We start from the raw sequence: 25,357 nt of genomic DNA, 5'->3' as shown, positions 1-25,357 counted from the left end.
CTCCCATCACTCGAACAGGCCGGACTGACCCAGGCCGCTGGCCCGCGGCGGGGCAACCATACCGAGGTGGGTCCAGGCTAGCGGCGTGGCCACGCGCCCGCGCGGAGTTCGCGCGATCATGCCCGCCCGCACCAGGAACGGCTCGCAGACCTCCTCGACGGTGGTGGCTTCCTCCCCCACCGCAACGGCCAGGGTGGACACGCCGACCGGGCCGCCGCCGAAGCTCTTCGTCAGCGCGGACAGCACCGCCCGGTCCAGTCGGTCCAGCCCGAGTTCGTCAACGTCGTAGACTGCCAGCGCCGCCTTGGCGATGTCCCGGGTGATCACGCCATCGGCGCGGACCTCGGCGTAGTCGCGCACGCGCCGCAACAGTCGGTTAGCGATGCGGGGTGTGCCCCGGGATCGGCGGGCGATCTCGGCACCGGCCTCGGCGCCCACCTCGATGCCCAGGATGCCTGCCGAACGAGCCAGCACCCGCTCCAATTCGGCAGGCTCATAGAAGTCCATGTGCGCGGTGAACCCGAACCGGTCGCGCAGCGGTCCGGTCAGCGCGCCGGAGCGGGTAGTGGCACCGACCAGGGTGAACGGTGCGACCTCCAACGGAATCGACGTCGCCCCAGGGCCTTTGCCGACGACGACGTCGACCCGGAAGTCCTCCATGGCCAGATACAGCATCTCCTCGGCGGGCCGGGCAATGCGATGGATCTCGTCGATGAACAGCACATCGTGCTCGACGAGGTTGGACAGCATCGCGGCCAGGTCGCCGGCCCGTTCCAGCGCAGGCCCGGAGGTAACCCGCAGCGACGTGCCCAGTTCGGCGGCGATGATCATCGCCAGCGAAGTCTTGCCCAGCCCGGGCGGCCCGGACAGCAGGATGTGATCCGGTGTGCCGCCGCGGTTCTTGGCGCCCTCCAGCACCAGCTGCAGCTGTTCGCGTACCCGAGGCTGGCCGATGAATTCGCGCAGCGACCGGGGTCGCAGGCTGGCGTCGATATCCCCTTCGCCGACGGTCAGCGCCGGCGAGACATCGCGTTCGAGTTCGTCGTCCGCGTCGTCGCCGTCGAACCGGCTCACTTGGTCTTCCCCAACAGCGACAGCGCGGCCCGCAGCGCGCTGGACGTGGTGGCCTCTGGGTCGGCGGCCAGCACTTTGTCACACGCTTCCTCGGCCTGCTTGACCGCAAAGCCAAGCCCGACAAGCGCTTCCACGACCGGCGCGCGCACGGCGTGTCCGGTAGCCGCCGCCACGCCGGTGCCGCCGGTGACCGGGCCGATCTTGTCGCGCAGTTCCAGCACCAGCCGTTCGGCCCCGCGCTTACCGATGCCGGGAACCCGGGTCAGGGCGGTGACGTCACCGTCGGCCAGCGCCTGCCGCAGCGCTGTCGCGTCGTAAACCGCCAAGGTGGCCAGGGCAATCTTCGGCCCCACCCCCGACACCCCGAGCAGGGTCAGGAACAAGTCGCGCGCCTCGGAATCGACGAACCCGTACAGCGTTTGGGAGTCCTCGCGGACGATCATCGCCGTGATCAGTCGGGCCTCGCTGCCGCGGCGCAGCGTGGCCAGGGTCGACGGAGTGGCCATCACCTTGTAACCGACACCGGCGGCCTCGATCACGACGTGATCGAGGGCGATGTCGAGGACCTCGCCGCGCACCGAGGCGATCATCTCGCCGCCTTCAATCGCGCCACATACGCACGCTTCTGCTCGGCGGCCATCGCCTCGGCCTTGGCCATCCGCGCGATCATCGGAGCCCGCCAGCAGTGACAGATCGCCAGTGCCAGCGCGTCGGCCGCGTCGGCGGGAGTGGGCTTCTGCTGCAGTTGCAGGATCCGGGTGACCATCGCGGTGACCTGAGCCTTGTCCGCCCGGCCGTTCCCGGTGACGGCCGCCTTGACCTCACTGGGGGTGTGGAAGTGCACGTCGATGTCGCGGCGCGCGGCGGCCAGCGCGATCACCCCCGCGGCCTGGGCGGTGCCCATCGCCGTGTTGGCATTCTGGTTGGCAAAGACCCGTTCGATAGCGATCACGTCGGGCAGGTGGGTGTCCATCCAATGGTCGACGGTGTCGCTGATGGTCATCAGCCGGCGCTGCAGTGCCTCGCCGGCCGGGGTGCGCACCACGTCGACGTCCAGCGCGATGACCTGGCGGCCGCCCCGGCTCTCGATCACCGAAAGACCGCAACGCGTCAGCCCTGGGTCGACTCCCATCACCCGCACGGATCGCCTTTCCGAGTACGAACAGCTGTTCGATACCTTAGCGGGCGGCGTGGACAGGTCCGGGAGGACACGCCATGGGTCGACCCCGGCGGCCCGTCGGCTGTCCCCCGGGCGCCACTCGGCGATACTGATGCCGATGAGCTCCGAGGACATCGCCGAACGCCCGGCGCGCCCCGGCCGCCCGCGCAGCGAGCAGTCGCGCACGGCGGTGGTCCGGGCCACCGCGGAGCTGCTGCATGAGATCGGCCTGCGGGCGATGACCACCGAGCAGATCGCCGCCCGCAGCGGGGTCAGCAAGGCGACGATCTACAAGTGGTGGCCCAACAAGTACGGGGTGGCCCTCGACGCGTTCCTCTCCGAGTTGCAGGCCGAGTCGCATGACCCCGACACCGGCTGCGCACGGCGCGATTTCACCATCTGGCTGCGCGGGCTGTGCCACTTCTACGCCGGGCCCAGCGGCCGGATCTTCGCCCAGCTGGTCGGCGAGGCTCAGTTCGATGCCGACGTGGCAGCCGAACTGCGCGACGGGCTGATCCGCTCGCGGCGCGCAGTGATGGAGACGATCTGGGATCGCGGCGTGGCACGCGGGGAACTGCGCGCCGACGTCGACCGGGACGTCGCGATCGACCTGATCATCGGCCCCGCCCTGTACCGGCTGATGGCCAGCCACGACACGCTGGACGACGCCGCGGCCGACGCCATCACCGATGCCGCCATTCGCGGCCTGTCGCCGTGACCGATGTCACCGGCCCGGACGGGACTACCGGACCGCGCCTCGATGCTGCACATTTCGAAACTGTACGTTCAGTTTTCGAAGGAGCACATCATGACAATTCCCCGTTTCCTCACCGCCGGGCTGCTGGCCACCGGGATCGCAGCCGCCGTCGTCAGCGCACCCGTCGCCGCCGCGGCCGATGATCCGCACCTGGTCTGCACGTATCAGAGCCAGGGCAACAGCCAGTGCGAAACACCGGGCAACGCCCAGCTCTCGGCCTCGCCCCAGGACGTCCCCTACCCGACGCTGTATCCGTTCCTGCTCGACGGCGGCCTGCTGTTCCACAATGCGCCCAACCACGGCATGCGCTGATCACGTTCCGGTCTTGAACTCCGTCAGCGTCCCTGACTCGATCTCCGCGGCGATGTCAGCCATCCGCAGGCCGGACTCACGCCAGCCCTTCACGCGTTCGCGCCCGACCTTCACTCCGTCGCGGCTGATCACGATCGTCCAGGGCACGCCGAGCCACTTGGCCAGCAGCCAGAACGGCCACATCAGCATGAACGGCAGCATCACCAACGCGATGAGTCCGTCGATCGTGGCGAAACCCGTCCCCCAGGGCACCGTCCGCCACCACCACCGGCGCACCGACCACGTCACGCCGTCGGGATCGGTCACATCGGCCATCCCCACCTCCATTTCGTTCGATGGCAGCGTACGGTCTTCGTCATGGTCGCGGGCGGCGTGCGTTCAGTGCGCAGTTTCTGCCGGGTCTGCCCGTCGGTGTGCGGGATCGTCGTCGACCTCGACGGCGATCAGGTGGTGGCCGTTCACGGCGACGGCGAGCATCCGTTCTCTGGCGGCTATACGTGTCCGAAAGGCCGCGCGCTGCCGCTGATCCACCACCATCCGGATCGGCTCGAGCACCCGATGCTGGCTGTCGACGGCCGCCTGACCGAGTCGACCTGGGAGGCCTGCCTCGACGACCTCGGCGGCCGGCTGCGCGAGATCATCGCCGAACATGGGCCCGCCGCGGTGGCCATCAACTTCGGCACCGGCATCGGGATGGATGCCGTCGGCTACCGCACCGCCGAGGCGCTGCACCGGGCGATCGGCACACCGGCGAAGTTCAGCCCCCTGACCATCGACGGCACGGCCAAGGCCCTGGTCGCGGAGTTGATGGGCGGCTCGGCGGCGCTGACCGGGCGGCCGGACTACTCAGACGCCAAACTGGTCATGCTGATCGGCAGTAATCCTGTTGTCTCCCATGGCCATACCGTCGGCATGCCCAATCCGCGCGGCGTACTGCGCGATCTGGCCAGACGCGCACAGGTCTGGGTGCTCGACCCCCGTCACACCGAGACGGCCCGGCTGGCCACCCATCACGTCGCGCCGCGGCCGGGCACCGACTACGCGGTGCTGGCGTTCCTGGTGCGCGAAATAATGCGGGACGGCATCCGCACCGACCTGCCAGTACGCGACGTCGCCGAACTGGCCGCGGCGGTCCAGCCTTTCACCACGCAGCACGCCGCGGCGGTCGCCGACATCGAACCGGCCGTTCTCGAGGACCTCCTCGCCGCTGTGCGTCAGGCCGGCCGGATCGCGATCGACACCGGTACCGGCGTCACCATGTCGGCGAGCGCCAATGTGACCCAATGGCTTTCGTGGGCTCTGCTGATCCTGACCGACTCGATGAACCAGCCCGCTGGCATGTGGTTCCACCCCGGCTACGCTTACCAGCTCGAGGGGTTCGAGCTGCCGATCGCACCGCCGGAAGGCAAGTCGAGGCCTGGACCGCGCAGCCGGCCCGAAACCTCGTCATTTCTGCGGGAATGGCCGTGCGGCACACTTGCCGACGAGATCGAGGCGGGCAACATCCGTGCGTTGCTCAATCTCGGCGGCAGCCTGCTGACCGGGTTCCCCGCAACCGACATCTTGCGTCCGGCGCTGGGCAAGCTCGACGTGCTGGCCACCACCGAGATCCTGCCGACCGAGACGACTGCGGCATCGACCCACGTGCTGCCGACCAAGGGCCAGCTCGAGCGGCCCGACGTCACCCTGTGGGATTTCATGAGCACGCGGATCTCCGCCCAGCACACCCCCGCGGTGACCGCTCCCGTCGGTCAGCGCCGCTCGATGTGGTGGGTGCTCGCCGAGATCGGCAAGCGGCTTGGCCATGACGTGGCCGACACCACGCTCAGCGACGAACAGATGCTGGCCACCCTCAACGCCGGCGGCCGCACCGGGTATGACGACCTGATCGCCGCGGGCTGGGCCGAAGCCGAGCGGGAGCTGCCCGCCCCGTGGGTGCAGCGCCACGTCGAGCGGCTGGGCGGCTGGCGGCTGGCGCCGCGCGTCCTCGTCGACCAGCTGCACGGCCTTCGCCACCCGGCCGGCCCGGTGCTGGTGCCGCGGCGCCAGATGCGAAGGCTCAACGCACAATTGGATTACCTCGGCGAGAAGCCCGAGGTGCTGCTGCACCCCGACGACGCGGCGGCCGCCGGGATCGCCGACGGCCAGGCGTTGGTGGTGCGCACCGAGCACGGCCAACTCACCGGCGTGGCGAAACTGGACCCGTCGGTGCGGCGCGGCGTGGTGTCGGTGCCACACGCGCACGCCGGTGCCAACGTCAACCTGCTAACCAGCAAGGACGATCTGGACCCGGCGACCGGGATGACGCGCTACTCCGCTGTGCCGGTCAGCCTGCACCCGGCCTGAGCTCACTCCTCGAGCTGGGCCAGGACCTCGTCGGAGATGTCGGCGTTGGTGTACACGTCCTGCACGTCGTCGCTGTCCTCGAGCGCGTCGACGAGCTTCATGATCTTACGAGCGCCGTCAGCGTCCAGCGGAACCGTCACCGACGCCTGGAAACCGGCCTCGGCGGAGTCGTAGTCGATGCCGGCGTCCTGCAGTGCGGTGCGCACGGCCACCAGATCGGTCGGTTCGGAGATGACCTCGAAGCTCTCGCCAAGATCATTGACCTCCTCGGCACCGGCCTCCAGCACCGCCAGCAGGACGTCGTCCTCGGACAGGCCGTTCTTCTCCAACGTCACCACGCCCTTGCGGGAGAACAGGTAGGACACCGAGCCGGGGTCAGCCATGTTGCCGCCGTTGCGGGTCATCGCGACCCGGACCTCGCCGGCGGCCCGGTTGCGGTTGTCGGTCAGGCACTCGATGAGCACCGCGACGCCGTTGGGCCCGTAACCCTCGTACATGATCGTCTGCCAGTCGGCACCGCCGGCTTCTTCACCGGCGCCACGCTTGCGGGCCCGCTCGATGTTGTCGTTGGGGACCGAGGTCTTCTTGGCCTTCTGGATGGCGTCGTACAGGGTGGGGTTACCACCGGGATCACCACCACCGGTCCGCGCTGCGACCTCGATGTTCTTGATCAGCCGGGCGAATTCCTTGCCGCGGCGCGCGTCCTTGACGGCCTTCTGGTGTTTGGTCGTAGCCCACTTGGAATGGCCGCTCATCGGGTCCTTCTCTGCTTTTCCGTCCTGCCGTAACCCGACGAGTCTACTGGCCCGCGCCCAGCAGCCCCGTCAGCGAGGCCCCCGACGTGCCCTCACGTGTTTGCCGCGGCGAGCGCAGGCCGGTCGAACCGGTCGGCGGGCCGGGCCAGTCCGTAGTGCTCACGCAGCGTCACTCCCTCGTAGCCGTCCCCGATCAGGCCGCGCCGACGCAGGATCGGCAGCACCTGCTCGACGAAGGTCGTCAGGTCACCGGGCAGCGCCGGAGGCATGACATTGAAGCCGTCCGCGGCGCCGTGGGTGAACCACTCCTGCAGGTCGTCGGCCAGCTGTTCGGGGGTTCCGGTGAAGCTGCGGTGCCCGCGCCCACCACCGAGCTTGCCGATCAGCTGCCGGACGCTGAGGTGTTCGCGGCGGGCCAGCTCGGCCACCAGCGTCGCTCGGCTCTTGAACCCCTCGATGTCGTCCTCGGCCGGGACCGGCGGCAGCGGGCCGTCCAGGTCGGCGCCGGACAGGTCCACCCCGAAGAAGCTCGACAGCTGATGCAGCCCGTAGGCGGGCACGATCCGGTCTTCGAAATCCTGTTCGCGGCGGCGGGCCTCGTCCTCGGTGGATCCCAGGAAGGGCACGATGCCCGGCAGGATCAGGATGTCCTCGGCGCGGCGTCCCGCGGCGACGGTCCGCTGTTTGAGGTCGGCATAGAAGTCTTGTCCGTCGGCCAGGGTTCGCTGCGCGGTGAAGACGGCCTCGGCCCAGCGCGCCGCGAAGAGCCGGCCATCCACCGACGAACCCGCCTGGACCAGCACCGGATAACCCTGCGGTGAGCGCGGGATGTTCAGCGGTCCGGCGACGTCGAAGTAGGGCCCGTGGTGGTCGGCCGGGCGGATCCGGTCCGGGTCGGCGAACACCCCGCTGGCCTTGTCGGCTACCCGGGCGTCGTCGGCCCAGCTGTCCCACAGCGCCGTGGCGGCGACCAGGAAATCCTCGGCGCGCTCATAGCGGTCGCGGTGCAACGCCTGGCCGTCGCGGCCGAAATTGCGTGCCGCGTCGTCGCCGGCCGAGGTCACGATGTTCCAGCCGATGCGCCCGTGGCTGATGTGATCAAGCGAGGAGAACCGGCGGGCCAGGTCGAAGGGTTCGGAGTAGCTGGTGGATGCCGTGGCAATCAACCCGATCCGGCTGGTGCTGACGGCCAGCGCCGCCAGCAGCGTGGTCGGCTCGAGGATTCCGACCGGACGGTAGTGCGGGTCGCCGTGCAGATTGACGTTGTCGGCGAAGAAGATCGAGTCGAATCCGGCCTCTTCGGCGATGCGCGCGACCCGGATGTAGTGGTCGACGTCGGTGGTGCCCAGCGGGTCGGATTCCGGCAGTCGCCAGGCCGCCTCGTGGTGGCCGATGTCGTGGATGAAGGCGTTGAGGCGCAGCTGACGAGCCATGGCGGTCACGATAGCGCCGGAGCCATAGCGTCGACGCTGGGCGAGAACCGCTGCCCGCCAACGCGACCGGTACACCCCCTGGTGGGTGACTCACGACGAGAATGGATCACGCTGGACAAAAGTGGCCTGCCGCCTAGGGCGCCGACACCGGCCCGAGGTCGTCGTCGATGTAGTGCTGCAGCACCGGGGTCATCGCCGCCAGCACCTCGTCCTCGCTCATCGAGGCGACGGGCTCGATCTTCCACACGTAGCGCACCAGCGCGAAGCCGAGCAGTTGCGTGGCGATTAGCCCACTGCGCGTGAGCCGCTCGGCGTCGTCCTCATCGAGCGTGGAGCCGCCGATCAGGCTGTGCTCGACGACCGCGCGCAGCTTCTCGCGCGTGGTCGGCTCGTGCGCGGCGGTGAGCACAATGGCCCGCAGGGTGGGTCCGATCTGCTCGTCGGCCCAGGCGTTCATGACGTTCTGCAGCAGCCGACGGGCCAGTTGTTCGCGCGGCACATTCCAGGTCTCCGCGACCGTCTCCAGCCACCGCTGCGGCGGTGCGGTCGCCGCGTCGAGGAGCCCCTCCTTGGAGCCGAAGTAGTGATAGACCAGCGCCGGGTCCACGTCGGCGGCGCGGGCCACTGCCCTGATGGTGGTTCCGGCCGCGCCGTGCTGGGCGAACTCGCCGCGCGCGGCGTCCAGGATTCGGGCGGCCAGCACCCCGCGTTCGTCGCGGGGGCCCGGCGTTGTCGACCTGTTCGCCACGAATCCACCTTCCCGTCGAATGGCACCTTGCGGTGAAGTGAGTTTCATCGTAGCGTGAAACTAGTTTCAACAAGGTGTGAAAAACAAGGAGTGCGACATGGCGTCGACATCGGTCTCGGGCACCGAGCCCGGACAGCGCAGACTCAACGGCCCACAGACCACCGGTCGGCAGTACCGCAACCTGAGCAGCCCCGACCACCGCATCACCAGCGACAACAACGCCGCCGTCCCGATGCGCGACGGCGTGAGACTGCTCGCCGACGTGCACCGCCCCGCCGGCCTTGCCGCCGAGGGGGCGCGCTTCCCCGCGCTGATTGCCGCCTCGCCCTACCCGCGCCAGATCCAGGACCTCGGCGCGCCGGCCGGCTTCATCGAGGCCGGCGCAACGGACTTCTGGGTGCCGCGCGGCTACGTCCACGTCATCGCCAACCTGCGCGGCACCGGCGGATCCGACGGCACCTTCGGGTTCTTCGACGCCCAGGAGCGCCGCGACATGTACGACCTCGTCGAGTGGGTCGCCGCCCAGCCCTGGTGCGACGGCAACGTCGGCATGATCGGCATCAGCTATTTCGCGATGACCCAGCTGGAGGCCGCGGTCGAACGGCCGCCGCACCTGAAGGCCATCTTCCCGGTGGCTGTCACCGCCGACCTCTACGAAGCCGCCGTACACCACGGCTTGTTCAGCGCCTCGTTCGTGACACCGTTCCTGTCGATGTTGGGGCTCACCGCCGCCCGCAGCGACGAGTTCTGGCGCAGCCGGCCGCTGGGCGCGGCGCGCTGGGTGCTCAACACCGCACCCGTGCACCACAAGTTCGCCACGATGAACGGTGAGGCGGCCGTGACGATGATGCACGGCCTGCTGAAGTTGCCGCATGACCCGCATCCATGGGACGAGCTGTGGCTCGACGCAGCGGTCAAACACCCCACCCGCGACGACTGGTGGGACGAGCGCAATCTGCTGCCGCTGCTCGGGAACGTCGACGTCCCGGTCTATCTGGGCTGTGACTGGCAGAACGCGCCGCTACACCTACCGTCCACGTTCACCGCCTTCGCCGCGCTGGCCAACAGCCCGGCCGTGCGGATGGGGATGCTCGGCGAATACGGCCTCACCTGGCCGTGGGAGAGCCTGCACATCGAGGCGCTGGCCTGGTACGACCACTGGCTCAAGGGCCGCGACACCGGGATCCTCGACGGCCCGGCGGTCCGCTACGTCCTGCCCGGAACCGACGAGTGGCGCACCGCCGACTCCTGGCCGCCGGCCGGCGGCCATCGCGAGCTTGCCCTGCGTGCCGACGCGACGCTCGACGCCGACGAAGGCGCCACGGGCACAAGAGAATTCATGGCACTGGGCGCCGGGCTGGGGCGCGCCAAGCCCAGCTCGATCGATCCCCCACCGTCGCTGACATGGACCAGCGACCCACTCTCGGAGGCGCTGGACGTCGTCGGCGACATCGAACTGCGCCTGATCGCCAGCGCTACTGCCGCAGACACCGCATGGATCGTCACGTTGTCCGACGTCGCGCCCGACGGGAGCACCGAGGCAGTAACCGGCGGATGGCTGCGCGCCAGCCTGCGTGAGGTCGACCAGGTGGCCAGCCGGCCCGGCGCGCCGGTGCTGCCCTGCCGCAATCCGGTCGCGGTGCCCGTCGGCGAGCCGGTCGAGTACCGAATTCCGTTGGTGCCCAACGCCCGGCGCTTCGCCGCCGGACATCGGATCGCGCTGACGATCACCAGCGACGATCAGAATCCGGACACACCGGCGATCATGAACTTCCGCCACGCCAGTGTGGGCACCAGCAGCCTCAACACCGTGTCGTCATCGTCGCGGCTGGTACTGCCGGTGCTGACAGGCTAGAGCGCACGCCACCAATTGATCGGCCGGAGCGCCAATTCGGCCGGCTGCGCCGGGCGCCACGCACCCACCGCGGGGCGGGCGGCGCCGTGGTTGCCCAACGCGTGACGAATCCGCCGAACCAACCAGCTGCGTGACATCACACGACCTCCCACCGTCGCACCGCGCGCCGAGAGGTCAAGTATGGCCACGACTCTCGGCGCAGCGGGACAGCCAACATTGACGGGAGTTGAATGTCAATCGACAGTTCTACTCGCCGCTCTTGCGCGGGCCGTCCTTACCGGAAGCGCCCATGTTGACCAGCGGCAGGAACACGTCGTCGACGATCCCTTCGAGCACATCGTCGGGCACGGGCCGCAGTCGCATCATCAGCTCGTAGCGGAACAGCTCGACCGGTACCCGCGCCACCCGCGCACTGATCTGGCCCGGTTTGATTTCGCCGCGCGCAACGGCCCGCTCGATGATGTCGTCGAGAACGGTGACACGACCGCCCTCGACGACGGCAGCGAGTTCGGCCAGGTTGGTGTCGGCATCGCGATAGAACCCGCCGAGTCGACTGAAGACCAAGATGGCCATCCGCAACCGAAGTTCGTTCGCCGCCTTCAGCAGTGCGACGACATCATCGCGTAACGACCCGGTGTTCGGCGTCGGGACAGCATCGGATTTCACGTGGTCCAGCAGGGTCGCCAGCACCAAATCCCTCTTGGTGGGCCACCGGCGATACAACACGGCGCGGCTGGTTCCGGCGCGCGTTGCGACCGCGTCAATGGTGAGGTCGTCGTATCCGGTCTCGGTCAGCTCCGCCCACGCCGCGTCCAGCAGCGCTTTCTCCAGCACCTCGCCGCGGCGGCGTTGCGGCGGCACACCTTCATTAAGAGGCATTGCGTTTCCTAAATATCGGGGCTACGGTCCTTAAGAGACGGTTTGTATCCTAACGGAGGGTTCGATCTCGAAATGCACATTCTGGTTTCTGGAGCCGGCATGGCCGGCCTGAGCACCGGCATCACCCTGGGCGCGGCCGGCCACGACGTCACCATCGTCGAACGGGCGGACCATCTTCGAGTCAATGGATCGCCGATCGACATCCGTGGCGAGGCACTCGCGGTCGCGGACAAGATGGGAGTGCTCGACGCCATCCGCTCCCACCGGGTGGACATGAGTGAGCGAATCCAGTTCGTGGACGCCCGCGGTGAAACGCGCGCCGAGATGCCGGACTCGGAGGTCAACGACTGCCCCGACGACACTGAGATTCCGCGCGAGGATCTCGCCCGGGTTCTGCGCGGCGCCCTCGACCCGGCGACACCGGTGACGTTCGGCGAATCCATCGCCGAACTTCACGACGACGGCGACGGCGTGGATGTGCGATTCGCCTCGGGTCAACGGCAGCGATACGACATCGTGGTCGGGGCCGACGGCATGCACTCGGCCACCCGCGGTCTGGTCTTCGGCCCGGAGAGTCGGTTCATCCGGCATCTCGGCTTCTATGTGGCGCTCGCCGCCCTACCCAACTACGCCCGGCCTGACCGCCGTAATCCGATGTACAACACCCCTGGGCGCATGGCAGGTATCGCAGCGTATCGCGATAAAGCGTTGGCGGTGTTCATATTCCGCTCGCCATGGATCGACTACGACTACCACGACCTGGCCGCCCAGAAGCAGATTCTGGTCGATGCTTTCGCGGGCCACGACGAGTGGAAGATCCCCGACCTACTCGAGGCAGCGGTCGCCGACCCCGAGCTCTACTTCGACTCGGTCAGCCAACTCCACATGCCGAGGTGGCACCAGAACCGCGTCGTGCTGGTCGGGGATTCCGCGTACTGCGCGTCTCCGCTGTCTGGCCGTGGCACCAGCCTGGCCATCACCGGCGCCTGGCTTCTCGCGGAGGCCCTGCGCAATCACCCCGACGATGTTGCCGCGGCGTTCGATCAGTACGAGCGTGAGCAGCTCCCGCACGTCACGTACGCGCAGGGGACCGCGGGACCGGGCGGCGACCTGTTGGTGCCCGCGACTGCGCAGGAGATCGGCGCCCGCAACAGTCGGTTGAACGCGCTGATTCGGTGAGGGATTCACCCAGCCGGGCCTGGCGTTGCCGGCGCTGAGCGGGTCAGGCGGTCCCCGTCACGATGTCGACGAAGAACTTGTGCACCCGCCGGTCACCGGTCATCTCCGGATGAAATGCGGTAGCCAGCACCGAGCCCTGGCGCACCGCGACGATGTGGTCCCCGGCGCGGGCCAGCACCTGCACGTCGGGCCCCACCCGCTCGACCCACGGCGCCCGGATGAAGACGGCATGCGCGGGACCGTCGAGACCTTCGAAGGCGATATCGCCTTCGAAGGAGTCAACCTGACGGCCAAACGCATTGCGGCGCACGGTCATATCGATCCCGCGCAACGGCACTGCCTCGCGGCCGGGAGCACCGGCATCCAGGATCTCGCTGGCCAGCAGGATCATCCCGGCACATGAACCGTAGGCCGGCATCCCGCCCGCCAGGCGGTCACGCAGCGGCTCGAGCAGGTCGAAGGCCCGCAGCAGGTGACTCATCGTCGTGGACTCCCCGCCCGGGATGACCAGCGCGTCGACGGCGTCGAGTTCGCCGAGGCGGCGCACGGTGGAAGCCTCTGCTCCCGCCTCGCGCAGTGCGGCAAGATGCTCGCGGGTGTCGCCCTGCAGGGCGAGCACCCCTACCCGCGCGGTCACTGCGCCGCGGGGTAGCCGCGCTGGTAGCGGGTCAGCCCCTCCTGCATGACCGCCGCCACCATCTCGCCGTAACGGTTGAAGATCCGGCCCTGGGTCAGCGCGCGCCCACCGCACGCCGACGGCGAGGACTGGTCGTAGAGCAGCCACTCGTCGGCGCGGAAGGGCCGCATGAACCACATCGCGTGATCCAGCGAGGCCACCATCAGGTGTTTGCGTTCCTCGGGGTGGTTGACCTGCGCCGAGCCCAGCAGGGTCAAGTCACTCATATAGGCCAGCGCGCAGATGTGCAGCACATGATCGTCGGGCAGCGGATCCCGGTGCTTGAACCACACCTGCTGTTGCGAAGCCTTACCCGGCAGGCGGGCCACCTGATCGCGCGGGACGATGCGGACGTCCCATTCGGCGAACTGGGAAAAACCCGCGTCGTCGAAGACCCCACCCTTGGCGGTGAAACCGGGCAGGTTGTCCGGTGGCGGCGCCGCCGGCATCTCGTCCTGGTGTTCGATGCCGCTCTGGTCGGTCTGGAACGACGCCGACATCGAGAAGATGCTCTCGCCATGCTGGACTGCGTTGACGCGGCGGGTGACGAACGACCCGCCGTCACGCAGCCGCTCGACGATGTAGACGGTGGGTTTGGTCGCGTCCCCGGGGCGCAAGAAATAGCCGTGCAGGGAGTGCACCTGGAATTTCGGGTCCACCGTGCGCACCGCCGACACCAACGACTGGCCGGCGACATGTCCACCGAAGGTGCGCTGCAGGAAGCCGGACTCGGGGCTGAATACCCCACCGCGGTAGATGTTGACCTCGAGCTGTTCCAGGTCGAGGATCTCTTCGATCGCCATTCGTCTCTGTTCGTCGGGGATTTGGGCGCGCTTATCGCCGCTCAGCGGCGATAAGCGCGCCCAAATCGCTCGTTACCAGCCGCGCTGTGCGAGTCGGTGCGGCTCCGCGATCTCCTCAACGTTGATTCCGACCATGGGCTCACCCAGCCCTCGCGACACCCGCGCCAAAACGTCGGGGTCGTCGTAGAAGGTGGTCGCCTTGACGATGGCGGCCGCCCGCAGGGCGGGGTCGCCGGACTTGAAGATCCCGGAGCCGACGAACACACCCTCGGCACCGAGCTGCATCATCATCGCGGCGTCGGCCGGGGTGGCGATGCCGCCCGCGGTGAACAGCGTGACCGGCAGCTTGCCGGCCCGGGCCACCTCGACGACGAGGTCATAGGGGGCCTGCAGTTCCTTGGCGGCGACGTAGAGTTCGTCCTCCGACAACGACGACAGGCGGCGGATCTCAGCGCCGATCGACCGCATGTGGGTGGTGGCGTTGGAGACGTCCCCGGTGCCGGCCTCACCCTTGGAGCGGATCATCGCCGCGCCCTCGGTGATGCGGCGCAGGGCCTCGCCGAGGTTGGTGGCGCCGCAGACGAACGGGACGGTGAACTTCCACTTGTCGATGTGGTGGGTGTAGTCGGCCGGGGTGAGCACCTCGGACTCGTCGATGTAGTCGACACCGAGGCTCTGCAGGATCTGCGCCTCCACGAAGTGCCCGATGCGGGCCTTGGCCATCACCGGGATGGTGACCGCCTCGATGATGCCCTCGATCAGATCGGGGTCGCTCATCCGGGCCACGCCGCCCTGGGCGCGGATGTCGGCGGGGACACGCTCGAGGGCCATGACGGCCACTGCTCCGGCGCCCTCGGCGATCCGGGCTTGCTCGGGAGTGACGACGTCCATGATGACGCCGCCCTTGAGCATTTCGGCCATGCCGCGCTTGACCCGGGCCGTGCCGGTCAGCGCGGAGCTGCCCGAGCCGTTGAGTTCAGAAGCAGAAGCTCCGGTTTCCACTGTCGGTCCCTTCGATTGATACGGATCCAGTCTAAAGGGCGACCTCAAACTGAATATCTCCACCGCCGGGCTGAGGCGAAACGACCGGGGTCGAACGCCGTTCAGCGGATCGGCTGCAACTCCGTCGCAGGCTCGCCGCCACGTCCGTCAGCCAGCAGGTTCGCCTCCGCCAGCAACTCGCCAAGCTGCAGCGGATAGACCGTCTCCCCACCCGCGGCCAGCGATGCGATCGTGGCGGAATCGCACCATCGGTGGCCGTGAATGTACCGCAATTCCAGTTGAGTGCGCCCGACCGTCGTCGGCTCGAAGCGCGTCGTGCGGTGCACGAAGTAGAACTCCTGGCTGGCAATCACGGTGTCGTTGAAGTCGATCACCGAGTCACGCCGCCACACCGGTCCGACCAGTTCGGTGGGGTCCACCCGCAGTCCGGTCTCCTCGGCGATCTCCCGGACGGCGGCGTCCACCAGGCGCTCCCCGGGCAGGGCCTGCCCGCCGACGGTGAACCACCAGCGCGGCGCGACGGCGTGGGTGACCGCAGGGTCGGACCCGCACAGGAGCAGCACCGCGCCCTGGTCGTCGAGCAACAGCACCCGCGCCGAAGTGCGCCGGTCGACGGGTCCGGTCTCGCCGGCCGGCGCCGAGTCCGCGGTGACCACGTCGGTGGCTGCGGTGTCCCACGTCGCCGGCCCGGCGGCTCGTGACGCCCGCTCGGCGATCTCGAAGTAGGTCGGCAGCGGCGCCGTGCCGCCCAGGCGCAGCCAGCGAACCGGACGGCGTTCCCGCAACGCGAGGGTGTCGCGTACGGCGTCGTTGTGGAAGCGCCGGGCCAGCAGCACCCGGGCCTCGGCGTCGGCGAGCTCTGCGACCAACGCCAGCGGCATCGACGTCGGGTCCACCAACGCCAGTGCCGCCGACAAGTCGTTCTCGGCCGCTTCCCGACCCGATCTTGGGGCGCGCTCGGCGGCATCGGCCAGCGCGGCCAGCCGTGGCCCTTCGGGGCGGCCGCGGTAAGTGTCGGCGGCCACCGCACGGGCCACCACCGCGCGCCGGGCCAGCGCCCCGTCCAGGGCCTGCCACGACAGGTCGTAGCGGACGTGCAGCCGGTCCAGGCGGTTCGCGGTCTGATAGGCCCAGACGCCGATCAACACCAAGACCAGGACCAGGACCGCGGTCAGTGACCAGTACAACGGCCCGCTCACTGGGTCGATCCCCGAGTCGCTTCGCTCCTGCCCGCCGGATCCACTCCCCGAGTCGCTTCGCTCCTGCCCGCCGGATCCACTCCCCGAGTCGCTTCGCTCCTGCCCGCCGGATCCACTCCCCGAGTCGCTTCGCTCCTGCCCGCCGAGCCGGCCACCGTGACCTTGACCCCGGCACCGGCCACCGTCTCGTAGACCCGCATGATCTGGTCGGCCACCACCGACCAGTCGTAGCGGCGCACCGCGACCTCGGCGGCCGCGACGTAGCGTTCGCGCAGCACCGCGTCGTCGAGCATCTCGATGAGCGCCTCGGCCATGGCCGCGGAATCATCGACGGGGACCAGCAGGCCCGCCTTGCCGTCGAGCAGGACCCGCCGGAACGCATCGAGGTCACTGGCCACCACCGGGGTGCCGGCGGCCATCGCCTCGACGAGCACGATCCCGAAGCTCTCGCCGCCGGTGTGGGGTGCGCAGTAGACGTCCGCACTGCGCAGCGCGGCCGCCTTCTCCGCGTCGTCGACCTGGCCCAGGAATCTGAGATGGCCAGCCAGCTCGCCGGTCTTCTCGGCCAGTTCCTCCTCGTCGCCGCGGCCGACGACCAGGATCTCGACGTCGCTGAACCGCTCCACCAGCCGGGGCAGCGCGCCCAGCAGCACGGCCATGCCCTTGCGCGGCTCGTCGAAGCGTCCGAGGAACAGCACCGTCTTGCCGGGCCGCGGATAGCCCGGCAGCAGCGGCGCCCCGGCCAGCGACGCCACGTCGACACCATTGGGAATCTCGACCGCGTCGGAACCCAGCGCCTCCATCTGCCAGCGCCGCGCCAGATCGGACACGGCGATCCGGCCGACGATCTTCTCGTGATAGGGCCGCAAGATGCCCTGAAACACGCTCAGCGTCAACGACTTGGTGGTCGAGGTGTGAAAGGTCGCCACGATCGGGCCCTCGGCCGCCTGCAGCGCCAGCATCGACAGACTGGGCGCATTCGGCTCATGCAGGTGCAGCACGTCGAAATCGCCCTGCGCCAGCCACTTCTTGACCTTGCGGTGCGTCGCCGGGCCGAACCGCAACCGGGCCACCGAGCCGTTGTAGGGAATCGGCACGGCCTTACCGCCGGACACGACGTAGTCGGGCAGCTTCACATCGGGAGAGGCCGGAGCAAGCACGCTCACCTCGTGTCCCCGCTCGCGCATCACCTCGGCAAGCTGCAGTACGTGCGACTGCACCCCGCCGGGCACGTCGAACGAGTACGGGCAGACCATGCCGATGCGCATCAGGTGCCGGTCCCCTGGATCCTTGCTCGGCGCTCGTCGGACAGGTCGGCCAGCCACTGTGGTTGCAGCATGTGCCAGTCCTCGGGATGCGCCGCGATATTGGCCCCGAACCGGTCGGCCAGCGCCTGGGTGATCGTGGTGACGTCACCGCTGGAACAGTCCAGCGGCGGGAACAGGTCGATGACGCAGTCCTCGCCCCGGTAGTAGACGTGCGCGGGCATCAGCGCGGCGCCCGTCTCGATCGCCAACTTGGCCGGACCGGCCGGCATCCGGGTCGGCTCGCCCAGGAGATCAACCTGGACACCGGATTTCGTCAGGTCACGCTCGGCCATCAGGCACACCGCACGGTTGGCGCGCAGCCGCTCGGCGAGCACCTCCATCGGTGGGCGTTGGCCGCCGTTGAGTGGAAGCACCTCGAAGCCCAGGCTTTCCCGGTAGTCCAGGAAACGGCGGTACAGCGACTCCGGTTTGAGGCGTTCGGCGACGGTGGTGAACGTGCCGCTGTGGTGGACCAGCCACACACCGGCCATGTCCCAGTTGCCGCTGTGCGGAAGCGCCAGCACCACACCCCGGCCGGCCGCGTAGGCGGCGTCGACATATTCGGCACCGATCACGACCTCATCGAGACGACGGGCGACGGCCTCCAGATCCATCGTCGGCAGCCGGAATGCCTCCCGCCAATACCGCGCGTAGGAGGCCAGCGACGCGCGGACCAACGACTCCGGCACCTCATCGGGCGTCGTGCCGATCACCCGGGAGAGGTTCTTGCGCAGCTGCTCGGGACCACCGCCCTGAGCGGCGTACCACGCGCCGGCGTCGAAGGCGTTGCGCGCCACGAACTCCGGAAGTGCCCGCACCAGCCGCCAACCGGTGGCATAGCCCCAGTCGCTGAGGTGCTCTCCGGCCGGCAGTCGTTTGCGGCCCGCCGTCCACAACTGGCCGGGAGTACTGATCACTGGCCGGCACTCCCCTGGTCGTCACCGGCGGGCGGCGAGCCGGCCGGGCCGATCTTGTCCATGGCGCCCACCGACCGGCGCACGGCGTGCACCCGCTGGCCCACCGTCACCAGGCTGAGCACCGCCAGCAGCCACATGGCAATGGGGAGGAAGACGGGCATCGGGAAAAACGGCAGATCGGAGAACCCGGCACCGACCAGCACGATGATCAGCCGTTCGGGGCGTTCGATGAGCCCGCCGCCGCCTTCCAGGCCGCTGGCCTCGGCGCGGGCCTTGATGTAGGAGATCACCTGCGAGGTGACCAGGCAGATCAGCGTGGCGACCATCAGCGACGAGCTGTGCAATCCGAATGCCGCCCACCACAGCAACCCACAGAAGATTGCGCCGTCGCTGATCCGGTCACAGGTTGCGTCCAGCACCGCGCCGAACCGGGTGCCGCCGCCGCGCTGGCGCGCCATCGCGCCGTCGAGCATGTCGGCGAGCACGAAGAAGAACACCGCGACCGCACCCCACCACAGCACGCCGATGGGGAACAGGGTCAGCGCGGCCAGCACCGAGCCGGCGGTGCCGATGATGGTCACGATGTCGGGGGTCAGCCCGACCCGCAGCGCGGCCTTGGCCAGCGGCGTGCTGAGTTTGGCGTACGCCGCGCGGGTCATCAGGTAGAAGTCGCTCACGGCTGGCCGGCCCACTCGTCGGCCAGCAGCTTGCGGGTGTCGCGCAACAGCTGCGGGATGACCTTGGTCTCCCCGACGATCGTGATGAAGTTGGCGTCACCGGCCCAGCGGGGCACCACATGCATATGCAGGTGCTCGGCCAGCGAACCGCCCGCGGACTTGCCCAGGTTGAGCCCGACGTTGAAGCCGTCCGGGCGCGACACCGACTTGATCACCCGAATGGCCTTCTGCGCGAAGGCCATCAGCTCGCCGCTCTCGGCCTCGGTCAGGTCCTCCAATTCCGAGACCCGCCGGTAGGGCACCACCATCAGATGGCCCGGGTTGTACGGGTAGAGATTCAAGACCGCGTAGACGTGTTCCCCGCGGGCGATCACCAGGCCCTCTTCATCGGGCAGGGTGGGGATGTCGGTGAACGGCTGAGACGGCTCAGACGACTTCTTCTGCGCGGGCACCTCGGCGATGTAGCTCATCCGGTGCGGCGTCCAGAGGCGCTGGAGGTGATCCGGCTCGCCCACGCCCTGATCCACAATCGACCGCTGTTCGTCAGCCACCGTCGACCGTCACCAGTTCGGCTGCAGGGACGGCGTTCTCGCGGTCGGCGATCCACTTCAGGATCGTCGCGACCGCCTGGTGGCGGGGCACACCGTTGATCTGGCTGCGGTCCCCGAACCGGAAACTCACCGCCCCGGCGTCCACGTCGCGATCACCCGCGAGCAGCATGAACGGCACCCGCTGGTTGGTGTGGTTGACGATCTTCTTCGCCATCCGGTCGTCACTGGCGTCGACGTCGGCCCGGACACCGTGCGAACGCAGCTCGGCGGCAACGTCGTTCAGATACGGCACGTGGTCGTCGGAGACCGGAATGCCGACCACCTGCACCGGGGCCAGCCACGCGGGGAACGCACCGGCGTAATGCTCGGTGAGCACCCCGAAGAACCGCTCGATCGAACCGAACAGTGCGCGGTGGATGAGCACCGGCCGCTGCCGGCTGCCGTCAGCGGCGGTGTACTCCAGCTCGAAGCGCTCGGGCATGTTGAAGTCGAGCTGGATGGTGGACATCTGCCAGCTACGGCCCAGCGCATCCTTGACCTGCACCGAGATCTTGGGCCCGTAAAAGGCCGCGCCACCCGGGTCGGGCACCAGATGCAACCCGGAGGCTTCGGCCACCTCGCGCAAGGTCTCGGTGGCCTCGTCCCACACCTCGTCGGAGCCGACGTATTTCTGCGGATCTTTGGTGGACAGCTCCAGGAAGAAGTCGTCCAGACCGTAGTCGGACAACAGGTCCAGCACGAACTGCAGCAGTGAGGTCAGCTCGTCGCGCATCTGCTCGCGGGTGGTGTAGATGTGGGCGTCGTCCTGGGTCATGCCGCGCACCCGGGTCAGACCGTGGATGACGCCGGATTTCTCGTAGCGGTACACCGACCCGAATTCGAAGAGCCGCAAGGGCAATTCACGATACGAACGACCGCGTGACCGATAGATCAGGTGGTGCATCGGGCAGTTCATCGGCTTGAGGTAGTAGTCCTGGCCGGGCTTGCGCAGGGTGCCGTCCTCGTTGAACTCGGCGTCGATCTGCATCGGCGGGAACATGCCGTCGGCGTACCACTCCAGGTGCCCCGAGGTGATGTACAGGTTCTCCTTGGTGATGTGCGGGGTGTTGACGAACTGGTAGCCGGCCCGCTCATGCTTGCGCCGTGAGTAGTCCTCCAACTCCTTGCGGATGATGCCGCCCTTGGGGTGGAAAACCGGCAGACCCGATCCGAGTTCGTCGGGGAAGCTGAACAGGTCCAGTTCGACACCGAGCTTGCGGTGGTCGCGGCGTTGGGCCTCCTCGATCAGCTCGAGATGGCGGTCCAGTGCCTCCTGCGACTCCCACGCGGTGCCGTAGATGCGTTGCAGGCTGGCGTTGTTCTGGTCACCGCGCCAGTAGGCCGCCGAGCTGCGGGTGAGCTTGAACGCCGGAATGTAGCGGGTGGTGGGGATGTGCGGCCCGCGACACAGATCACCCCAAACCCGTTCCCGAGTACGGGGATTGAGGTTGTCGTAGGCGGTCAGCTCGTCGCCACCGACCTCCATGACCTCAGGATCGTCGGACTTGGTCAGATCTCCCGAGACCAGCTCGAGCTTGTAGGGCTCGCTGGCCAGCTCGGCGCGCGCCTGGTCCTTGGACTCGTAGACCCGCCGCGCGAATAGCTGACCATCCTTGACGATCTTCTGCATCCGCTTCTCCAGCTTGGCCAGATCGTCGGGAGTGAACGCCTCGGGAACATCGAAGTCGTAGTAGAAGCCGTCGGTGATGGGCGGCCCGATGCCCAGCTTGGCCTGCGGGAAGAGCTCCTGCACCGCCTGGGCCAGCACGTGGGCGGCCGAATGCCGGATCACGCTGCGACCCTCGTCGGTGTTGGCAGCCACCGGGGTGACCTCGGCGTCGGTGTCGGGGGCCCAGCTCAGATCCCGCAACTTGCCCTCGGCATCGCGCACGACGACGACCGCGTCGGGTTCGCCTCGGCCGGGCAGTCCCGCGTCGCGCACCGCAGCGCCCGCGGTAGTCCCGGCAGCTACCCGGATCAGGGCTGCTGGGGCGGGGTGTGCGGGGGCGCTCATTGCTGGCCTCTTTCGGCTGATGCGGCGGGATCCGACGACGCCTGTCGGCGGTGGATCACCGACCGCACGTGCTCGCGGTCGGTCGCGACCATGCTATCGGGGCGCGAGTCAGGCGCCGAGGCCGATGGGGCTGTCCAGGGCCGGATGCTCCAACCCCAGCAGGCCCGCCGTCCAGCCCACCGCACCCACCAGCCACAGGGTCGCTACCACCGCCGCGGCGGTGAACACCGCGCCCAGCGCCTGCACCCACCAGCCCTGCCTGCGGAACCAGGCCATGACGCTGTCGTAGCGGGCGCGGGTGAACGTCAACGTGCGGTGCGCCCAGTAGAACTCGGTGGCCAGGATCGCCAACCCGAGGAACAGGATCGCCCAGCCCGGACCGGGGTACGGGATCGCGACGATCCCGACCAACAGCACGGTCAGCCCGACGACTCCTACCGCGACCCGGTAGGTGAAGTCGACGACCGGGCGCTCCCGCAGCCGGTCGCGTCGCCGTGCCCAGCCGCGCAGCCAGCTCTTCACGGCTGCCCCTCCTTCAGCAGCACGAACAGTGCTTCCCCGTCGGCCAGCAGGGTGTCGCCGTCGCACAGCCGGATGTCGACGAAGATCTTGCGTCCGTCGGTGCGGATCACCCCGGCATCGACTTGCAGCTGCTTCTCGATCGGCACGATCTTGCGGTAGTTGACGTGCAGGTAGGCGGTGCGCTGATAGGGCCCGCCGGTCAGGATGAACGACGTCTTGCCCAGCACCGAGTCGAAGAGGTGGGCGATGATCCCGCCGTGCACCGCGCCGTTGCGGCCGAGGTGGAAGCGCCGGAACCGGGCCCAGCCCCGCAGTCGCCCGTCCTCGCCGGGGTCGACCTGGTTGGGCACGCTGAGGATGTTGCCGCGCATCGGCAAATCCGAGCGCCGGCCCGACGGCGTCGTCCACTCGTCGGTGTCATAGGGCGCCAGCAGCGCCGAGGCCTGCTGCAGCAGGTCGGCGGCCTGGGTGATCACCTCGTCGGGGGCATCGACGGCGCGCGCGTGATCCTGCAGATCGCGCACCACGTCGATGAAGCGGCCGTAGTCGGGGCCGCCCTTGACCGTCGGGACGGGCGGGTTGAAGCCGCCGCCCGGGTGGACCGCCGCCGCGGTGTCGCTGACCACCGTCATGTCCTCTGCCACCTGATTACCGTATGCCGACACCTGCGAGCCCTTCACTTCGACAATACGTAGGCAGTGGCAAGGTGGACGCGTGGAGCTCAGCGACCTGGCCGGCCGGCCGTTGACCTATACCGAGGTGGGCGCGACGGCAGCCGACCTACCGACCGGCTACCACCACGTGCGGTTGTCCTCGCCGATCGGCAGCGGACGGCCCCGCTTCGAGCGAGCCGCAGCGGCGGTCATGCGTTACGGAATGCTGCGTGGTGCGGGTCTGCGTGTCGTGGCCACCACCGAGGTGGCCGAGGTCGGCACCGAGGTGCTGGGCCGGCTGGGACCGTTTTCCGCGCCGTGCCGGGTGGTCTATGTCGTCGACGAACCCAACCGGCGCGGTTTCGCGTACGGCAGCCTGCCCGGTCACGCCGTCGCGGGCGAGGAGATGTTCGGCGTGCGCTTCAACCCGGTCGACGAATCCGTGCACGCCGAGGTGGTGGCGTTCTCCAAGCCGGCCACGTGGTGGAGTCAGATCGGGGCACCGGTGGCCGCACTGGTCCAGCGGGTGATCACCCAGCGCTACCTGTCGGTGGTATAGCGGCGGACGCCGCTGCTCTCCGGATCGCGACGTCCAGCTGATAGGACAGGATCGCCAGCCCGAACAAACCGATCGCCAGGGTGATGAGGGCGGCGAACCCCACGGTGGCGAAGTTCACCAGAGCGTTGAGGAAGGTGAAGACCAGCGCCGCACTGCGCAGCAACCGCAGCGGCCACAACTGCGCCGTGCGCCGCAGCGCGATCATCGCGGGCAGTGCCATCGCCAGGGTCAGCACAGCACTCACCGTCAAGATGATGGTGCCTGGTGATTTTCCGGCCAGGTGCACCTTGACGTGCTCTTCCTGGTAGAAGCTGCCGCCAAGGGCAATACCGAGGACGCGGAAGAACAGGCCGAATATCGCGCCCGCAACCAAGGACCAGCCCACCCACGGCACCCATTTCGGGCTGCGGAACACATCGGGGATCAGCCGGGGAGCCCACTGCTGCAGGCGGTAGAGCCGGTCGCTGGCCCGCTGCGCCGAAACCAGCAGGGCCTGCACATGATCGGTCTCGTCGCCCGGCGCCCCGCCAGCACGTGCCTGTTCGACGAGCCGCAGCCCGATCTGCCGGCGATGGTCGGGCAGGCCGCGGGCCACTCCGTCGGCCGCGATCGAGGCGGCCGACGCCAGGCACTCGTGCGCGCTCAGCGGTCGGATCACCCGGATCAGACGAGCACCGACCAGGATCAAACAGACAAGGACGTACATGATGTCGGCGGCCGGGCCGTAGAAGTAGTCGTTGTCCTTCGTCACGAACTTGCCGACCTCGTCGAGGAACAGGCCGAAACCGATGCCGCCCATCACCACGGTCAGGAGCCGAGCACCGAACCCCAGTGCCATCCAGCCGGTCAACAGGGCGAGCATCATCAGCGCCCCGCCCCAGAGCGCGTGCGCGATGTGGAGATCACCGCCGCCGATCTGGGGGTAGCCGGTGAGGCGCAGATACAGGCGGGTGAGCAGGATGGTCGCGATCGCGATCATCACGAACGCTTCCGCCGACGTCGGACCTACGGCGTTGCGAGTGATCGGCCCGCGCCTGCCCTGCCGTGCCATGTGATCTCCGATCGTGCCGAGGTCGAGCCACGTCTGGTGGCGCCGTGGCAGTTGCCACGCGGCTCGATGATCACCCGAACTGCGGCAATACGCCGAGCCGCCTCGCCGTCGGCCGGTCGTCTGACCTCACGGCGACCGTGCGATGTTGGGCCGTGCGCGGTGGCGGGTATGGGTTAGCAATGTCGGTCGATGACGAATTCCGCCCCGCAGACACGGCCTCGCGGATCGCCGAGATCGCGCGGCGCCTCTACGAGCGCCGCGGCAGCGAGGGAGGCATCGTCGCCGAACTGGCCGAGTTGGCCGCGGCGGAGTTGCCCGGCGCGGACTATGCCAATGTCACCGTGACCTCGGGACGCTCCGGCGTGGACGTTCCCTCGGCAACGCATCCGTGGGCGGCCCGCATCGACGACATCCAGCGACGCCAGGGCGAGGGTCCTTGCCTGTCGTCGGCGCGACAGACCGCGACGATTCACGTGGAGGACCTCGAACACGACCCCCGCTGGCCGAAGTTCCGGGCCGAGGCGCTGGCGACCACCCCGGTGCGCAGCATCATGGGTTTCCAGCTGATTGTCGGCGGAAAACCGATGGGTGCGCTGAACGTCTTCGCCGAGCGGCCCCGGGCGTTCGACGCCAGGACGGGGCAGCTGGGGTGGTTGTTCGCCACCCACTCGGCGTTGGTGTGGGACGCCGCGCGGCGGGAGTCGCAGTTCCTGGAGGCGCTGGCCAGCCGCGACGTCATCGGGCAGGCCAAAGGCATGATCATGGAGCGCTACACCATCGACGCCGATCAGGCGTTCGAGATGCTGCGGCAGCTCTCGCACGACACCAACGTCGCGCTGGCGGAGCTGGCGGGCAAGCTCGTCGCTGCCGCGCAATCGAATCGGCGCTGA

26 protein-coding genes and 1 pseudogene are annotated in these 25,357 nt (G+C 68.6%); 7 read left to right on the top strand and 20 right to left on the bottom strand.

Annotation, left to right across the window (positions count from 1 at the left end):
- Window positions 1-6: 6 nt before the first annotated feature.
- The 3 genes from ruvB to ruvC are packed head-to-tail and all read right to left on the bottom strand — an operon-like array spanning window position 7 to window position 2,215.
- Window positions 7-1,074, bottom strand: a complete 1,068-nt coding sequence (ruvB, locus tag ADBZ9K_RS01580) for a Holliday junction branch migration DNA helicase RuvB (RefSeq protein ID WP_526618039.1) — start codon at window positions 1,072-1,074, stop codon at window positions 7-9.
- Window positions 1,071-1,664: a Holliday junction branch migration protein RuvA gene (gene ruvA, locus ADBZ9K_RS01575; protein WP_526618038.1), complete on the bottom strand. Its 594-nt coding sequence runs from the start codon at window positions 1,662-1,664 to the stop codon at window positions 1,071-1,073. Before ruvA ends, ruvB begins: the two co-directional genes overlap by 4 nt.
- Complete coding sequence (gene ruvC, locus ADBZ9K_RS01570) at window positions 1,661-2,215, bottom strand: crossover junction endodeoxyribonuclease RuvC (RefSeq protein WP_526618037.1); 555 nt, start codon at window positions 2,213-2,215, stop codon at window positions 1,661-1,663. Before ruvC ends, ruvA begins: the two co-directional genes overlap by 4 nt.
- Before the next feature lie 136 nt (window positions 2,216-2,351).
- Between ruvC and ADBZ9K_RS01565 the strand changes: the two genes are divergently transcribed.
- Together ADBZ9K_RS01565 and ADBZ9K_RS01560 are read left to right on the top strand one after the other, a co-directional pair.
- A complete protein-coding gene (locus tag ADBZ9K_RS01565) occupies window positions 2,352-2,951 on the top strand; it encodes a TetR/AcrR family transcriptional regulator (RefSeq protein ID WP_526618036.1) in 600 nt (199 codons plus the stop codon).
- Window positions 2,952-3,041: 90 nt separating this feature from the next.
- Entirely contained in the window at window positions 3,042-3,302 is a 261-nt protein-coding gene (locus ADBZ9K_RS01560) for a hypothetical protein (RefSeq protein ID WP_526618035.1), read from the top strand.
- Here ADBZ9K_RS01560 and ADBZ9K_RS01555 read toward each other — a convergent pair whose 3' ends face one another.
- Window positions 3,303-3,617 carry a hypothetical protein gene (locus ADBZ9K_RS01555; RefSeq protein WP_526618034.1) on the bottom strand — a complete coding sequence of 105 codons (315 nt, stop codon included), beginning with the start codon at window positions 3,615-3,617 and terminating at the stop codon, window positions 3,303-3,305.
- Window positions 3,618-3,659: 42 nt separating this feature from the next.
- Here ADBZ9K_RS01555 and ADBZ9K_RS01550 point away from each other — a divergent pair, with 42 nt between their 5' ends.
- The gene (locus ADBZ9K_RS01550; protein ID WP_526618032.1) at window positions 3,660-5,648 is read left to right on the top strand and encodes a molybdopterin-containing oxidoreductase family protein; all 1,989 of its coding nucleotides are present in this window, start codon (window positions 3,660-3,662) and stop codon (window positions 5,646-5,648) included.
- 2 nt (window positions 5,649-5,650) lie between these two features.
- Here the strand turns inward: ADBZ9K_RS01550 and ADBZ9K_RS01545 are convergent, their stop codons facing one another.
- From ADBZ9K_RS01545 to ADBZ9K_RS01535, 3 genes are all read right to left on the bottom strand, one after another.
- Window positions 5,651-6,403 carry a YebC/PmpR family DNA-binding transcriptional regulator gene (locus tag ADBZ9K_RS01545; RefSeq protein ID WP_526618030.1) on the bottom strand — a complete coding sequence of 251 codons (753 nt, stop codon included), beginning with the start codon at window positions 6,401-6,403 and terminating at the stop codon, window positions 5,651-5,653.
- A 92-nt stretch (window positions 6,404-6,495) separates the two neighbouring features.
- Complete coding sequence (locus ADBZ9K_RS01540; RefSeq protein WP_526618028.1) at window positions 6,496-7,836, bottom strand: LLM class flavin-dependent oxidoreductase; 1,341 nt, start codon at window positions 7,834-7,836, stop codon at window positions 6,496-6,498.
- A 133-nt stretch (window positions 7,837-7,969) separates the two neighbouring features.
- Entirely contained in the window at window positions 7,970-8,584 is a 615-nt protein-coding gene (locus tag ADBZ9K_RS01535; protein WP_526618026.1) for a TetR/AcrR family transcriptional regulator, read from the bottom strand.
- Between the two features lie 97 nt (window positions 8,585-8,681).
- On the opposite strand from ADBZ9K_RS01535, the gene ADBZ9K_RS01530 reads away from it, so the two are divergent.
- The gene (locus ADBZ9K_RS01530) at window positions 8,682-10,439 is read left to right on the top strand and encodes a CocE/NonD family hydrolase (protein ID WP_526618024.1); all 1,758 of its coding nucleotides are present in this window, start codon (window positions 8,682-8,684) and stop codon (window positions 10,437-10,439) included.
- 246 nt (window positions 10,440-10,685) lie between these two features.
- Here ADBZ9K_RS01530 and ADBZ9K_RS01525 read toward each other — a convergent pair whose 3' ends face one another.
- Complete coding sequence (locus tag ADBZ9K_RS01525) at window positions 10,686-11,318, bottom strand: TetR/AcrR family transcriptional regulator (RefSeq protein WP_526618023.1); 633 nt, start codon at window positions 11,316-11,318, stop codon at window positions 10,686-10,688.
- Between the two features lie 72 nt (window positions 11,319-11,390).
- On the opposite strand from ADBZ9K_RS01525, the gene ADBZ9K_RS01520 reads away from it, so the two are divergent.
- On the top strand, window positions 11,391-12,497 hold the full coding sequence (locus tag ADBZ9K_RS01520) for an FAD-dependent oxidoreductase (protein WP_526618022.1): 1,107 nt from the start codon (window positions 11,391-11,393) through the stop codon (window positions 12,495-12,497).
- A 43-nt stretch (window positions 12,498-12,540) separates the two neighbouring features.
- Here the strand turns inward: ADBZ9K_RS01520 and pdxT are convergent, their stop codons facing one another.
- The 11 genes and pseudogenes from pdxT to ADBZ9K_RS01465 form a co-directional block, all read right to left on the bottom strand.
- Window positions 12,541-13,134, bottom strand: a complete 594-nt coding sequence (gene pdxT, locus ADBZ9K_RS01515; protein WP_526618021.1) for a pyridoxal 5'-phosphate synthase glutaminase subunit PdxT — start codon at window positions 13,132-13,134, stop codon at window positions 12,541-12,543.
- The gene (gene tesB, locus ADBZ9K_RS01510) at window positions 13,131-13,976 is read right to left on the bottom strand and encodes an acyl-CoA thioesterase II (protein ID WP_526618019.1); all 846 of its coding nucleotides are present in this window, start codon (window positions 13,974-13,976) and stop codon (window positions 13,131-13,133) included. The genes pdxT and tesB overlap by 4 nt, the downstream gene beginning before the upstream one ends.
- A gap of 72 nt (window positions 13,977-14,048) precedes the next feature.
- A complete protein-coding gene (gene pdxS, locus ADBZ9K_RS01505) occupies window positions 14,049-14,927 on the bottom strand; it encodes a pyridoxal 5'-phosphate synthase lyase subunit PdxS (protein ID WP_526618230.1) in 879 nt (292 codons plus the stop codon).
- Window positions 14,928-15,079: 152 nt separating this feature from the next.
- Complete coding sequence (locus ADBZ9K_RS01500; protein WP_526618018.1) at window positions 15,080-16,177, bottom strand: NUDIX hydrolase; 1,098 nt, start codon at window positions 16,175-16,177, stop codon at window positions 15,080-15,082.
- Between the two features lie 149 nt (window positions 16,178-16,326).
- Window positions 16,327-17,445: pseudogene (locus tag ADBZ9K_RS01495) on the bottom strand (glycosyltransferase family 4 protein); the annotation flags it as partial.
- A complete protein-coding gene (locus ADBZ9K_RS01490; protein ID WP_526618017.1) occupies window positions 17,445-18,401 on the bottom strand; it encodes a phosphatidylinositol mannoside acyltransferase in 957 nt (318 codons plus the stop codon). The gene ADBZ9K_RS01490 and the pseudogene ADBZ9K_RS01495, both read right to left, overlap by 1 nt.
- On the bottom strand, window positions 18,398-19,078 hold the full coding sequence (gene pgsA / locus ADBZ9K_RS01485) for a phosphatidylinositol phosphate synthase (protein WP_526618229.1): 681 nt from the start codon (window positions 19,076-19,078) through the stop codon (window positions 18,398-18,400). Before pgsA ends, ADBZ9K_RS01490 begins: the two co-directional genes overlap by 4 nt.
- A complete protein-coding gene (locus ADBZ9K_RS01480) occupies window positions 19,075-19,629 on the bottom strand; it encodes an ATP adenylyltransferase (RefSeq protein WP_526618015.1) in 555 nt (184 codons plus the stop codon). Before ADBZ9K_RS01480 ends, pgsA begins: the two co-directional genes overlap by 4 nt.
- Window positions 19,622-21,682 (bottom strand): threonine--tRNA ligase, encoded by a 2,061-nt coding sequence (gene thrS / locus ADBZ9K_RS01475; RefSeq protein ID WP_526618014.1) that lies wholly within the window; start codon window positions 21,680-21,682, stop codon window positions 19,622-19,624. Before thrS ends, ADBZ9K_RS01480 begins: the two co-directional genes overlap by 8 nt.
- A gap of 108 nt (window positions 21,683-21,790) precedes the next feature.
- Window positions 21,791-22,204: a TIGR02611 family protein gene (locus ADBZ9K_RS01470; RefSeq protein ID WP_526618013.1), complete on the bottom strand. Its 414-nt coding sequence runs from the start codon at window positions 22,202-22,204 to the stop codon at window positions 21,791-21,793.
- Window positions 22,201-22,836, bottom strand: coding sequence for a PaaI family thioesterase (locus tag ADBZ9K_RS01465; RefSeq protein WP_526618228.1), 636 nt, complete (start codon window positions 22,834-22,836; stop codon window positions 22,201-22,203). Before ADBZ9K_RS01465 ends, ADBZ9K_RS01470 begins: the two co-directional genes overlap by 4 nt.
- An 82-nt stretch (window positions 22,837-22,918) precedes the next feature.
- Between ADBZ9K_RS01465 and ADBZ9K_RS01460 the strand changes: the two genes are divergently transcribed.
- Window positions 22,919-23,416, top strand: coding sequence for a DUF1990 domain-containing protein (locus ADBZ9K_RS01460; RefSeq protein WP_526618012.1), 498 nt, complete (start codon window positions 22,919-22,921; stop codon window positions 23,414-23,416).
- Here the strand turns inward: ADBZ9K_RS01460 and ADBZ9K_RS01455 are convergent.
- A complete protein-coding gene (locus ADBZ9K_RS01455) occupies window positions 23,388-24,467 on the bottom strand; it encodes a hypothetical protein (RefSeq protein ID WP_526618011.1) in 1,080 nt (359 codons plus the stop codon). The two genes, ADBZ9K_RS01460 and ADBZ9K_RS01455, sit on opposite strands and share 29 nt — an antisense overlap.
- A gap of 179 nt (window positions 24,468-24,646) precedes the next feature.
- Here ADBZ9K_RS01455 and ADBZ9K_RS01450 point away from each other — a divergent pair, with 179 nt between their 5' ends.
- Window positions 24,647-25,357, top strand: coding sequence for a GAF and ANTAR domain-containing protein (locus tag ADBZ9K_RS01450; RefSeq protein WP_526618010.1), 711 nt, complete (start codon window positions 24,647-24,649; stop codon window positions 25,355-25,357).

It is taken from the genome of Mycobacterium sp., from assembly GCF_965229265.1.
GTDB lineage: Bacteria > Actinomycetota > Actinomycetes > Mycobacteriales > Mycobacteriaceae > Mycobacterium.
This window is presented reverse-complemented; position numbering and strand designations above follow the sequence as displayed.